Source organism: Olleya sp. R77988, assembly GCF_044594215.1.
In the GTDB taxonomy this organism is placed as follows: Bacteria; Bacteroidota; Bacteroidia; order Flavobacteriales; family Flavobacteriaceae; genus Olleya.
This window is the reverse complement of the sequence record NZ_CP138988.1, coordinates 156,691-170,000: the sequence shown is the minus strand read 5'-3', so window position 1 is coordinate 170,000 and position 13,310 is coordinate 156,691. Positions and strand designations below refer to the sequence as shown.

Genomic DNA, 13,310 nt, shown 5'->3' with positions numbered 1-13,310 from the left:
GGTGACGGCGTGCCTTTTGCATAATGAGCCTACGAGTTACCGTTGCTAGCGAGGTTAAGTGATTAAGTCACGAATCCGTAGCGAAAGCGAGTCTGAATAGGGCGCTTTAGTTAGTAGTGGTAGACGCGAAACCGTGTGATCTACCCATGGGCAGGTTGAAGCTGTAGTAACATACAGTGGAGGACCGAACCGGTTGACGTTGAAAAGTCTTCGGATGACCTGTGGGTAGGGGTGAAAGGCCAATCAAACTCGGAAATAGCTCGTACTCCCCGAAATGCATTTAGGTGCAGCGTTGATTTATAGTTTTATAGAGGTAGAGCTACTGATTGGATGCGGGGGCTTCACCGCCTACCAATTCCTGACAAACTCCGAATGCTATAAAATGTTAATCAGCAGTGAGGGCATGGGTGCTAAGGTCCATGTCCGAAAGGGAAAGAACCCAGACCATCAGCTAAGGTCCCAAAATATATGTTAAGTTGAATAAACGAGGTTGAACTGCTTTGACAGCTAGGATGTTGGCTTGGAAGCAGCCATTCATTTAAAGAGTGCGTAACAGCTCACTAGTCGAGCGGTTCGGCATGGATAATAATCGGGCATAAACATATTACCGAAGCTATGGACTTGTAAAAGTGGTAGGGGAGCATTGTAGTGGCGTTGAAGGTGTGCTGTGAGGCATGCTGGAGTAGCTACAAAAGAAAATGTAGGCATAAGTAACGATAATGCGGGCGAGAAACCCGCACTCCGAAAGACTAAGGTTTCCTCAGCTATGCTAATCAGCTGAGGGTTAGTCGGGACCTAACGCGAACCCGAAAGGGGTAGTGGATGGACAACAGGTTAATATTCCTGTACCTGCTCTCATTAAAAGTGACGGAGGCGAATAGTTAGTGCGCACAGACGGAATTGTGCGTTGAAGAGAGTGGTAACACCTCGATAGTACACTAAGACTACGGTCGCGGTGATAATCTAGCGAATCGACTTCCAAGAAAAGCAAGAGAAGCAGCCCGTACCCTAAACCGACACAGGTAGTTGGGATGAGAATTCTAAGGAGCTCGAGAGATTCATGGCTAAGGAACTAGGCAAAATAGACCTGTAACTTCGGGAGAAAGGTCGCCACCCTTCGGGGTGGCCGCAGTGAAAAGGTCCAGGCGACTGTTTATCAAAAACACAGGGCTATGCTAAATTGAAAGATGACGTATATGGCCTGACACCTGCCCGGTGCTGGAAGGTTAAGTGGAGGGTTTAGCTTCGGCGAAGATCTAAAATGAAGCCCCAGTAAACGGCGGCCGTAACTATAACGGTCCTAAGGTAGCGAAATTCCTTGTCGGGTAAGTTCCGACCTGCACGAATGGTGCAACGATCTGGACACTGTCTCAGCCATGAGCTCGGTGAAATTGTAGTATCGGTGAAGATGCCGATTACCCGCTGTGGGACGAAAAGACCCCGTGCACCTTTACTATAGCTTAGTATTGGTTTTGGATAAGTAATGTGTAGGATAGGTGGGAGACTTTGAAGTGGCGTCGCTAGGCGTTGTGGAGTCATTGTTGAAATACCACCCTTTGCTTGTCTAGAGTCTAACCTTCAATGAAGGGACAGTGCTTGGTGGGTAGTTTGACTGGGGTGGTCGCCTCCAAAAGAGTAACGGAGGCTTCTAAAGGTTCCCTCAGCACGCTTGGTAACCGTGCGTAGAGTGCAATGGCATAAGGGAGCTTGACTGAGAGACCTACAAGTCGATCAGGTACGAAAGTAGAGCATAGTGATCCGGTGGTTCCGTATGGAAGGGCCATCGCTCAAAGGATAAAAGGTACGCCGGGGATAACAGGCTGATCTCCCCCAAGAGCTCATATCGACGGGGGGGTTTGGCACCTCGATGTCGGCTCGTCACATCCTGGGGCTGGAGAAGGTCCCAAGGGTTGGGCTGTTCGCCCATTAAAGTGGCACGCGAGCTGGGTTCAGAACGTCGTGAGACAGTTCGGTCTCTATCTACAGTGGGCGTTAGAAATTTGAGTGGATCTGACTCTAGTACGAGAGGACCGAGTTGGACTAACCTCTGGTGTATCTGTTGTTCCGCCAGGAGCATTGCAGAGTAGCTACGTTGGGAAGGGATAAGCGCTGAAAGCATATAAGCGCGAAACCCACCACAAGATGAGATTTCTTTAAAGGGTCGTGGGAGATGACCACGTTGATAGGCTATAGGTGTAAAGGCAGTAATGTCATAGCCAAGTAGTACTAATAACCCATAGGCTTATTGTACGCCTGTTTTTTTATAAAGTTCAATAAATATTATTTTCATGTTTTAGACACTTAGTGTCCTTTTTTCAGTATGTTATTATATACGGTTAAGTAGGTAAAACTACATACACCGAAAGATTTAAGGTGATTATAGCGATGGGGCTCACCTCTTACCATTCCGAACAGAGAAGTTAAGCCCATTTGCGCCGATGGTACTGCATTTGTGGGAGAGTAGGTCGTCGCCTTTTTTAATACTGAATACTATTCAGTGTTTTTAAACCCTTCATAGAAATATGAAGGGTTTTTTTGTTTAAATACTCCAAAATTAATAATATTATCTAATCTTCTTTTTTATTATTTTTAATCTAAGTATAATTGTATTTAATGAATAATAGTAATATAGAATTAGACTTAGCTTGGGATTTTGTTAATAATACTGATAGAAATATATTTTTAACAGGTAAGGCAGGTACTGGAAAAACTACTTTTTTACATAAGCTTAAATTAAAATCACTTAAAAGAATTGTTGTTGTTGCTCCAACAGGTGTAGCAGCAATTAATGCTAAAGGTGTTACTATTCATTCTTTTTTTCAATTACCGTTTGGGCCAATTTTACCGAATGATAACTTAAATACTGCTTCTGGTTTCAAAAGAAAATTTAGTAAGACTAAAATTAATATTATTAAGTCGTTAGATTTATTAATTATTGATGAAATTAGTATGGTACGAAGTGACTTGTTAGATGGAATTGATCAAACTTTACGTCGTTTTAGAAATAGAAATCTTGTTTTTGGAGGAGTACAAGTTTTAATGATAGGTGATTTACAACAACTTTCACCTGTTGTAAAAGAAAATGATTGGCATTTACTTAAACCATTTTATAATAATGCCTTTTTTTTTAGTAGCATAGCTTATCAAGCTTGTAATCCTATTAATGTAGAACTTAAACATATATTCAGACAAGATAATCCTAAATTTATTGATATTTTAAATGAAATTAGAACTAATACTTTATCTAAATCATCTGCTGATGAGCTAAATAAGCGCTATAATCCTGATTTTGTATCAGCTAATAATGATGGATATATTTCATTAACAACTCATAATAATAAAGCTGAACAAACTAATACTTTAGAACTTGAAAAGCTAAAAACGAAATCTCATTCTTATAAAGCTAAAATTGAGGGTAAGTTTCCTGAATTTTCTTATCCAAATAAAGAGAACTTGACTTTAAAAGTTGGTTCTCAAGTTATGTTTGTAAAAAATGATAGCTCTGTCGAGAAAAGATATTTTAATGGTAAAATAGGTAAGGTTATTTTATTAGATAAAGATGAAGTTGTTGTAAAGTGCCCTGATGACGATTTTAATATTATAACAACTCCAGAGGTTTGGGAAAATATAAACTATACGGTAGATAATGAAACTAAAGCTATAACAGAAAACAGAATAGGCTCATATACACAAATGCCTTTACGATTAGCTTGGTCAATAACAATTCATAAAAGCCAAGGTTTAACTTTTGAAAAAGCTATTATAGATGCAGAAGGTGCATTTGCACATGGACAGACTTATGTTGCCTTAAGTAGATGTAAATCTTTAGAAGGATTAGTACTAAAAAGTAAAATTAATTCTAGCCATATTATTAGCGACAAAAATGTAATTCAATTTAATAAACAAGCAGAAGATAACCAACCAGACGAAACCATATTACAACAATCAAAATCAAATTATCAACTTGATTTAATTTCAGAAACCTTTTATTTTTATAATTTTTTAAATCCAATTAATCGAATTTTAGATGTTTTTTATAAAAACAGAAGTAGTTTTGAAGGTAATATTGAAACGCCTTTAAATTCTATTAAAGATTGTATTACTTCTCTATTAAAAGTTGCAAATGGGTTTAAGGCACAATTAAATGAACTTTCTGAAATCACCATTACTCCAGAGTCAAGTAATGATATTCAATTAAGATTTACTAAAGCTATTAGCTATTTTAAAGAGCAAACTGACACTAAGATTGTTTCTGTTTATAAAACCTTTGGTTTTACAACAGATAATAAAGCACTTGAAAAAGATATTAATAAACAGCTTGATACGATTGAAGAATTAATTGCAACCAAACAATTATACTTCTCTCAAATGGCAGATGGTTTTAAAGTTAATACGTTTTTAGAATTAAGAGCTAAATCCGTTTTCTTAACAAAAGACAAACCTAAAAAGCCAAGAAAAGATGTTATTGATGGTACAACAAATGTTGTGTTATTTGAATTACTCAGAGACTTAAGAAATACAATTGCAAATGATAAAGATCTAATCCACTACCAAATATTTACTCAAAAAGCATTGTATGAAATGTGTGAAACATTACCAACTAATAAAAAAGAATTATTACAAGTTAATGGTTTTGGTAAAGTTAGAGTAGAAAAATATGGAAATGAAATCTTAAAAGTAATACGTCATTATTGTGATGAAAATGATATACAAACATCTAACGAAGCAGAAATATTTGAAAGTATAAAACCTAAAAAGAAGAGAGGTGACACTAAAAAGATTTCTTTAGACCTTTTTAAAGCAGATAAAGCTATCGAGCAGATTGCTTTTGAACGCGATTTAAATGTTAATACAATTACAGGTCATTTAGCTAGTTTTATACCTTCAGGCGAAGTTAAAATAACAGATTTAATTTCTGAAAAACATCATAGAGAGTTATTGATACTTATTCCAAAACAGAAGTTTGAAAACCTTTCAGATTTAAAACACCAAATTGATGATAAGTACACTTATGGTGAAATAAGATTGGTTTTAGACGAATTATCAAGAAAATAAAAAAAGCTTTACATTAATGTAAAGCCTTTTTTTATTATTGTTGAATATAGTTTACCCTCTAATTACACCTCTTGATATTACAATTTTCTGTATTTCAGAAGTTCCTTCATAAATCTGAGTGATTTTTGCATCACGCATCATACGCTCTACGTGGTATTCTTTTACAAAACCATTTCCACCATGTATCTGTACAGCTTCTACTGTTTGCTCCATTGCTACTTTACTAGCATAAAGTTTTGCCATAGCACTAGACATATCGTAATTGTTTCCTTGGTCTTTATCCCAAGCAGCTTTCATTACCAACATTCTTGCAGCTTCAATTTCAGTATACATATCTGCTAATTTAAACGCAATTGCTTGATGGTTACAAATTTCTGTACCAAATGCTTTACGCTCTTTACTATATTTTAAAGCCAATTCGTACGCTCCAGAAGCAATACCTAAAGCTTGAGCAGCAATACCAATTCTACCACCAGAAAGTGTTTTCATTGCAAATTTAAATCCAAATCCATCCTCTCCAATTCTGTTTTCTTTTGGCACTTTTACATCATTAAACTGTAACGTATGCGTATCGCTTCCTCTAATACCTAGTTTATCTTCTTTTGGTCCAATATCAAAACCAGGAGTACCTTTTTCAACTATAAAAGCGTTAATACCTTTGTGTTTTTTTTCTTTATTTGTTTGCGCAATGACTAAGTAAACATCACTACGTCCACCATTAGTAATCCAATTTTTTGTACCATTAATTATATAATGATCTCCTTTATCTATAGCAGTTGTTTTTTGTGAAGTCGCATCACTACCAGCTTCTGGTTCACTTAAACAAAAAGCACCTATAAATTCTCCAGAAGCTAATTTTGTTAAGTATTTTTCTTTTTGCGCTTCACTTCCATAAGCTTCCAATCCATAACAAACTAAAGAGTTGTTTACAGATACCATCACAGAAGCAGAAGCATCAACTTTAGATAATTCTTCCATAATTAGTACGTAAGAAATAGCATCTAAACCACTTCCTCCATATTTAGGGTCTACCATAATACCTAAAAAACCTAATTCACCCATCTTTCTTACTAGTTCATCTGGAAAAGTTTGAGCGTTATCACGTTCAATAACTCCAGGAAGTAATTCGGTTTGTGCAAAATCGCGAGCTGCATCGCGAATCATGATATGTTCTTCAGTAAGGCTAAAATCCATAATTTATAATTGACTGTTGATTTATTAAAATTTTGATGCAAAGATAAGTCTTTATTAGGATTATTTCAATTGTTATAGTTATTTTTACAGAATATGATAAAAGGCGAATATAAAGTGATTGGTGTTATGTCTGGTACATCTTTAGACGGAATTGACCTAGCATATATTTCATTTAAAAAAGATAGCAATTGGCAGTTTAAAATTTTAAATGCAGAAACTGTTTCATATTCAGAAAATTGGGTAAAAAATCTCAAAAATTTAACAGGCTTACCAACTATAGAACTGGATAATATAGACACAGATTACACCCAATATTTAGCCAAAATTATTAATCAGTTTATAGACAAGCATAACATCACTAATATCGATGCAGTATGTTCTCATGGACATACAGCTTTACACCAACCAGCTTTAGGTTTTACTAAGCAAATTGGTAATTTACCTCAATTATCAACATTAATCAAGCAAACAGTAATTTGTGATTTTAGAGTGCAAGACGTTTTATTTGGAGGTCAAGGAGCACCATTAGTACCTATTGGAGATCAATTACTGTTTAGTAATTATGATTGGTGTTTAAATTTAGGCGGATTTGCAAATATATCTTCAGAAGTAGATAATAATAGAATAGCGTTTGATATCTGTCCAGTTAATATAGTCCTTAATAAATATGTAGAAAAACTAGGGTTGAGTTTTGATAATAAAGGACAATTAGCTAGAAGCGGAACACTAAATGTTCAGTTGTATAATCAACTAAATGCTTTAGCTTTTTATGATGAAACACCTCCAAAATCTTTAGGTTTAGAATGGGTCGAAAAACATGTACTTCCATTAATAAATAGTTTTAATTTAAGTACAGAAGATAGTTTGCACACCTTTGTAAAGCATATTGCTTTTCAAATAGCTAAAATTATAAATCAAACAAGTAAAGCTTCTGTTTTAGCCACAGGTGGTGGAGTTTTTAATTCGTATTTAATTGAAGAAATAGAGCAATTAACAACTAATCAAATTATAATACCTTCAAATAGAATAATAGAATTTAAAGAAGCTTTAATTTTTGGCTTTTTAGGAGTCTTAAAATTAAGAGACGAAAATAACTGTTTAAAGTCTGTTACAGGAGCTATAAAAGACCACTCTTCAGGTAAAATTTTCAGTTTTAACACTTCACAATAAATAGATTAATTACATTTGACAGCTTTGGCTTGACTTTTGAATTATCTAAACCAAACAAAATAATAACTAAACAGAATAAAAAATGAAAAATGTATTACTTGTATTAGCCTTAATTTTTTCTAGTGTAACTTTTGCACAAGATATTGATGATAATTGGGAAGAATTATCAGAAAAATTACCAGGTTATGTAATTACTAAAAAAGGCGAAAAAGTTGAAGGATATCTTAAACGTTTTTTAAAAATTAAAAGTCAACGTAAAGTAAAATTCTTTAAAACTTTAGATGATAAACCTGTGGTTTATAATGCAAAAGAATTAAAAGCTTACCAAATTGCTGATGATTACTATGAGTCGCATCCTTATGAAGGTTTAAGCGGAAAAACTAAAGTGTTTTTATTAAGAACAGTTGAAGGTAAAATAGATTTGTTTGACTATTATATTAGAGTAGAAGATGATCAAGGAAAAGAAATTACTATTAAAAAAGATGGTAATAAAGAAATTAGCTTAGACTTTGATGGTACTAAAATACAAACGGAAGTTTTAGCTGTAAAAGACGATAAAGATTACTTGAAATTTGCATCTCCTAAGTTGTTATTTAGCTTTAAAAATGTGATGAGTAAATTTGTAAGTGATTATCCAGAATTAGCTAAAAAAATAAAAAATAAAGAAAAAGGATATAAAGTTTTAGCTATCCTTAAGATCATTAACGAATACAATGCACATTTTGAAAAATAATAAAATCAAAACTATTGTATTATTTGCTTTTATGGCTGTAGTAATGTTAACTACAAAAGCTCAAAACGCAACTTTTGAATGGTCAGATTTATCAAGTAACACTAAAGTTGGATTGCAAAATCCAACTTTAGTGTTTCCTACAACATCTGGTTTTACTACTTATAGTATAGAAAAACAAGGGACTCAGGTTTTTGCTCCAGAGTCTGTTTTTATTACTAAGTTTAATTCCAATGGAGATATTGGTAAGACAATAGATTTTGCACTACCAAAAAGAGCATTAAAAGATGCGACCTTATTAAAGGTCATTGAAGGCAACAACAAATTATATGTGTTTTCTTTTATAGCAGTTAAAAAAGATCAAAAAAATGTATTGTATTGTCAAGTTTATGATAATACAACAGGAGCAGTTTCGGACCCAAATAAAATCTATGTATTACCAATAGAAAAAGTTGGAAAATCAGGTTTTTTTAACATCAAGTTATCCGAAGATCAAAAAACATTTGCATTATTGGTTAATAAGCCTTTTGAAAAGAAAACTAAAGAAAAAATTGAAGTCGTTATTTTAGACGCTAATTTAAATTCTATATCAAACTCAGAACATAGTTTGTCATTTGATTCAAAACGAGCATATAACGAAGAGATGTTTGTAGAGAACGATGCTACAGTTAATATAATTAAAAAAACCAACATTTTTAGTAAAAGTCCAATAACTTCAATTTTAACTATAAAAGAAGGACAGCTTTCTGTACAAACCGCTTCAGCTGAAGAATTTTACATATCAGATAATAGAGTAATAACTATAGATGCTAAACAATACCTTGTTGGTTTTGCAACAAATAATGCAAAGCCTGCAGTATCAATGGGAGGAGCAAAAGATAAAAGTGTTTTTATTTATAATATTACAGATCAAAAATTGATTAATAATCATTCTTGGGATCAAAATGTTACAAGAAGTTTGGTAGGAAAAGGGTTTATAGATTTAAAAGTTAAAGACCTAATAATATTAAATAATGATATTTATTTAATTGGTCAGTGTTTTACAGAAGTTAGCAGACCAATTGAAGGACAATCATTTCAATACAATTACACTTACACAAATGGACCAGGAATAATGGTAAGAATGAATACAAAAGGAGGCGTTGGTTTTGCAGAATTATTAAATAAAACAGAAGCGTTTAAAAACGAAGCACAACGTATAGCTTCCTTTAAACCTGTAATTATGAATGATAATTTATACTTTTTAGGTAATGAAAGGGTTTCTGTTTTAGAAGAAAAAAAGATTGTTTTTGGTTGGAAAAACATAAATGCAAAAGCAATAGTTTCAAAAAAGATACATACTAACGGAACAATTGAAACCAAAGCACACAAAAGTGGAATTGTTGGAGGAAAAGATAACGTACTAGATTTTGCACCAACTAAAACCATTCAGTTGGATGATAAAACATTTTACATCTATGCAATAGGAAACAAATATCAAGCATTTGGAAAAATGACTATCGATTAGTTATTAACAATAAATTATTAGAATAAAAATGGCTTTAATTTTAAAAGCCATTTTTTGTTTTTTTATATTTGTAGGACTAATTAATCTAATACTTCATAAGATGAATCAACTTTAAATACCCTCATGCTTAATTTAGGAATAAAAAACTATAGTTGAATTCAAAAATCATACATGAAAGACTTATTAAAAATTTACGAAAATAAAGAACCAGAAATAGTATTTAATTGGAAAGATGCAGAGACTGAAGCAGAAGGATGGACAGTCATAAACTCCTTACGTGGTGGAGCAGCAGGAGGAGGAACCAGAATGAGAAAAGGTTTGGACATGAACGAAGTGTTGTCTCTAGCCAAAACAATGGAAGTAAAGTTTACAGTATCAGGACCAGCAATTGGTGGCGCAAAATCTGGAATTAACTTTGACCCTAAAGATCCAAGAAAAAGAGGTGTTTTAGAGCGTTGGTATAAAGCAGTATCGCCATTATTAAAAAGCTATTATGGAACAGGAGGAGACTTAAACGTAGACGAAATCCATGAAGTAATCCCAATTACAGAAGACTCTGGAGTTTGGCATCCACAAGAAGGCGTTTTTAACGGACACTTTCAACCTACTGAAGCAGATAAAATTAACCGTATAGGACAATTACGTCAAGGTGTAATTAAAGTCTTGGAAAATATTAATTATTCGCCAGACGTTTCAAAAAAATATACAGTAGCAGACATGATTACTGGTTATGGTGTAGCAGAAGCTGTAAGACATTATTATGAAACTTATGGAGGATCTGTGGTTGGTAAAAGAGCAGTGGTTCAAGGTTTTGGAAATGTAGGATCCGCAGCAGCTTATTATTTAGCTCAAATGGGAGCAAAGGTAGTAGGTATTATAGATATTTCTGGAGGAGTTATAAATGAAAAAGGGTTTTCTTTTGAAGAAATAAAAGATTTTTTCTTAACCAAAAATGGAAATACTCTTGCAGCCAAAAACATGATCCCTTTTGCAGAAATGAATGATCGCATTTGGTCTTTAGAAACAGAAATTTTTGCACCATGTGCAGCATCAAGATTAATTACACAAGATCAAATTGATCAAATGATTAATACAGGTTTAGAAGTTATTTCTTGTGGCGCAAATGTACCATTTGCAGACAAAGAAATTTTCTTTGGATCTATTATGGAACATACAGATGAGCGTGTAAGTTTAATACCAGATTTCATTTCAAATTGCGGTATGGCACGTGTATTCGCTTATTTTATGGAACGTAAGGTGCAAATGACAGATGAAGCTATTTTTAACGATACATCAAATATTATTAAAAAAGCCATTCAGGATGTACACACCAAAAATAATTCAAAATTAGAAATTAGTAAAACAGCATTTGAAATAGCATTAAAACAATTAGTATAAAATGGAAACAGTAATAATTTTAGTATTTGTTATTGGTTATTTAGCCATAACATTAGAGCACAACATAAAAATTGATAAATTAATTCCTGCATTAGTCATGATGGCTATAAGTTGGGCTTTAATCTCATTAGGTATAGATTCTTTTCCAGAATGGTTTGATTCTGCAAATCATGGATTAGTTGCTGGCTATGATACTTTAGGTCATGACACTAGGATGCATTTAATGGAAGAAACATTGTTGCACCATTTAGGAAAAACAGCTGAGATCTTAGTATTTCTTTTAGGAGCAATGACTATTGTAGAAATCATCGATTATTTTGATGGATTTTCTACCATAAAAAACTTTATAAAAACAAAAAAGAAATCAAAGATTTTATGGATTTTTGCTTTTTTAGCGTTTATCCTTTCAGCTATAATAGATAACCTAACTGCAACGATAGTTTTAATTTCTATTTTGCAAAAAATAATAAGCGACAGAAGTGTTCGTATTTGGTTTGCAGGTTTAATTATTATTGCAGCAAATGCTGGTGGTGCTTGGTCACCAATTGGAGATGTTACAACAACTATGCTTTGGATTGGTAAAAAAGTAACTACTGGACATTTAGTAGGTTACTTATTATTACCATCATTAATATGTATGTTAGTACCTACTTTTATAGCTTCTTTTTTACCAGCTTTTAAAGGTGATTTAGCAATAGACGATGCTAAAGAAGAAAAACCCAAAAGTAGATTTAGCGCAACCATGTTGTATTTAGGTTTAGGAGCAATTGTATTTGTGCCAATTTTTAAAACGGTAACACATTTGCCTCCATACGTAGGGATGATGTTAGCATTAGGAGTTGTAGCAATTTTTGCCGAAATCTATAGTTCATCTAAATTTAGTTTAACAGAATTTGATGGAGAAGAAAGTGATGCACACGCACACCATAGTCCAGTACACCATTCATTATCAAAAATTGAACTACCAAGTATTTTGTTTTTCTTAGGTATTTTAATGGCTGTAGCAGCATTAGAGTCTTTAGGAATATTATTTGGATTTGCTTCGACTTTAAAAGAAGGGATGCCAATGATGGGAACAGAGTTACATGGTGAAGGCGTTTCAGATTTAGTAATTATTTTATTAGGTATAGGATCTGCAGTTATTGATAATGTACCATTAGTAGCAGCAAGTTTAGGAATGTTCTCAGAACCTATTGATAACGAGCTGTGGCACTTTATTGCATATTCTGCTGGAACTGGTGGAAGTATGTTAATTATAGGTTCTGCTGCAGGAGTTGTTGCAATGGGAATGGAAAAAATAGACTTTTTCTGGTATCTAAAAAAGATTGCTTGGTTAGCATTAATTGGGTTTTTGGCAGGAACAGTTGTATTTTTCTGGACAAGAACTTTATTTTAATAATAAAAAAAGCCTCAAGTATTAACTTGAGGCTTTTCATGATAAAACAAAATTCCTGTAAAAAAGGGAAACGTAACGCTTAATTTCTTTTTAAGAAATTTTGTATTACATACGCAAAACAAAATTTTAACGTTATAAACGTATCTAAATACACACTATGATAAGTACATTAATTCAAGACGCAGCTCAAGTAGTAGACCCTTTGTTAGAAGGAGAACCAGTAGAAAAAACATTATCTATAATAGAGCTTGTTACAACAGGTGGAACAGCAGGAATCATTATAATAGCACTCCTTTTTGTGTTATTAATAATGGCAATCTATATTTATTTTGAAAGACTTTTTGCAATTAAAGAAGCATCAAAAGTTGATTCTAATTTTATGAATCAAATAAAAGATTACGTTAGTAATGGTAAAATAGAATCTGCTCAAAACTTATGCAATACAGTAAATTCGCCAGTTTCTAGATTAATCAGTAAAGGAATTTCTAGAATAGGAAAACCTTTAGATGACATCAATACAGCAATTGAAAATGCTGGACGTTTAGAAATTTATAGCCTAGAAAAAAACGTAAGTGTTTTGGCAACAATATCTGGAGCAGCACCAATGATTGGTTTCCTTGGAACGGTTATTGGAATGATACTATCAATATTTGAAATAGCAAATTCTGGAGGGTCAATAGACATTAAAACACTTGCAGATGGTTTATATACTGCAATGACAACAACCGTTGGAGGTTTAATAGTAGGTATTGTAGCTTATATAGCATACAACCATTTAGTTGTTAAAACAGACAAGGTTGTATACCAAATGGAGGCAAACTCTTTAGAATTTTTAGATTTATTAAACGAACCTAGCTAAT

Annotated in this window: 8 protein-coding genes and 2 rRNA genes (1 of these 10 running past the window's edge); 9 read left to right on the top strand and 1 reads right to left on the bottom strand. The window is 33.1% G+C overall.

Going from position 1 to position 13,310, the window contains the following annotated elements; translation table 11 throughout:
- The 3 genes from SJY17_RS00790 to SJY17_RS00780 form a co-directional block, all read left to right on the top strand.
- Nucleotides 1-2,250, top strand: a 23S ribosomal RNA gene (locus SJY17_RS00790) (it extends 570 nt beyond the left edge of the window).
- A gap of 119 nt (nt 2,251-2,369) precedes the next feature.
- A 5S ribosomal RNA gene (gene rrf, locus SJY17_RS00785) occupies nt 2,370-2,477 on the top strand.
- Between the two features lie 136 nt (nt 2,478-2,613).
- Nucleotides 2,614-5,055, top strand: coding sequence for a helix-turn-helix domain-containing protein (locus SJY17_RS00780; RefSeq protein ID WP_397363539.1), 2,442 nt, complete (start codon nt 2,614-2,616; stop codon nt 5,053-5,055).
- Nucleotides 5,056-5,106: 51 nt separating this feature from the next.
- On the opposite strand, the gene SJY17_RS00775 is transcribed toward SJY17_RS00780, so the two are convergent.
- Nucleotides 5,107-6,249, bottom strand: coding sequence for an acyl-CoA dehydrogenase (locus tag SJY17_RS00775; RefSeq protein ID WP_397363538.1), 1,143 nt, complete (start codon nt 6,247-6,249; stop codon nt 5,107-5,109).
- Nucleotides 6,250-6,342: 93 nt separating this feature from the next.
- On the opposite strand from SJY17_RS00775, the gene SJY17_RS00770 reads away from it, so the two are divergent.
- The 6 genes from SJY17_RS00770 (at nt 6,343) to SJY17_RS00745 (ending at nt 13,309) form a co-directional block, all read left to right on the top strand.
- Nucleotides 6,343-7,419, top strand: coding sequence for an anhydro-N-acetylmuramic acid kinase (locus tag SJY17_RS00770; RefSeq protein WP_397363537.1), 1,077 nt, complete (start codon nt 6,343-6,345; stop codon nt 7,417-7,419).
- An 82-nt stretch (nt 7,420-7,501) separates the two neighbouring features.
- Nucleotides 7,502-8,152, top strand: a complete 651-nt coding sequence (locus SJY17_RS00765) for a hypothetical protein (RefSeq protein ID WP_397363536.1) — start codon at nt 7,502-7,504, stop codon at nt 8,150-8,152.
- The gene (locus tag SJY17_RS00760; RefSeq protein WP_397363535.1) at nt 8,142-9,656 is read left to right on the top strand and encodes a hypothetical protein; all 1,515 of its coding nucleotides are present in this window, start codon (nt 8,142-8,144) and stop codon (nt 9,654-9,656) included. Before SJY17_RS00765 ends, SJY17_RS00760 begins: the two co-directional genes overlap by 11 nt.
- A gap of 171 nt (nt 9,657-9,827) precedes the next feature.
- Nucleotides 9,828-11,054 (top strand): Glu/Leu/Phe/Val dehydrogenase dimerization domain-containing protein, encoded by a 1,227-nt coding sequence (locus SJY17_RS00755; protein ID WP_397363534.1) that lies wholly within the window; start codon nt 9,828-9,830, stop codon nt 11,052-11,054.
- A gap of 1 nt (nt 11,055) precedes the next feature.
- Nucleotides 11,056-12,450: a sodium:proton antiporter NhaD gene (nhaD, locus tag SJY17_RS00750; protein WP_397363533.1), complete on the top strand. Its 1,395-nt coding sequence runs from the start codon at nt 11,056-11,058 to the stop codon at nt 12,448-12,450.
- A 157-nt stretch (nt 12,451-12,607) separates the two neighbouring features.
- A complete protein-coding gene (locus SJY17_RS00745; RefSeq protein WP_397363532.1) occupies nt 12,608-13,309 on the top strand; it encodes a MotA/TolQ/ExbB proton channel family protein in 702 nt (233 codons plus the stop codon).
- Nucleotide 13,310 lies beyond the last annotated feature (1 nt).

Excerpts from the sequence above, each read along its gene's own strand:
- SJY17_RS00780 (WP_397363539.1), top strand. The coding sequence starts at position 2,614 with ATGAATAATAGTAATATAGAATTAGACTTAGCTTGGGATTTTGTTAAT.
- SJY17_RS00775 (WP_397363538.1), bottom strand. The coding sequence starts at position 6,249 with ATGGATTTTAGCCTTACTGAAGAACATATCATGATTCGCGATGCAGCT.
- SJY17_RS00770 (WP_397363537.1), top strand. The coding sequence starts at position 6,343 with ATGATAAAAGGCGAATATAAAGTGATTGGTGTTATGTCTGGTACATCT.
- SJY17_RS00765 (WP_397363536.1), top strand. The coding sequence starts at position 7,502 with ATGAAAAATGTATTACTTGTATTAGCCTTAATTTTTTCTAGTGTAACT.
- SJY17_RS00755 (WP_397363534.1), top strand. The coding sequence starts at position 9,828 with ATGAAAGACTTATTAAAAATTTACGAAAATAAAGAACCAGAAATAGTA.
- nhaD (WP_397363533.1), top strand. The coding sequence starts at position 11,056 with ATGGAAACAGTAATAATTTTAGTATTTGTTATTGGTTATTTAGCCATA.
- SJY17_RS00745 (WP_397363532.1), top strand. The coding sequence starts at position 12,608 with ATGATAAGTACATTAATTCAAGACGCAGCTCAAGTAGTAGACCCTTTG.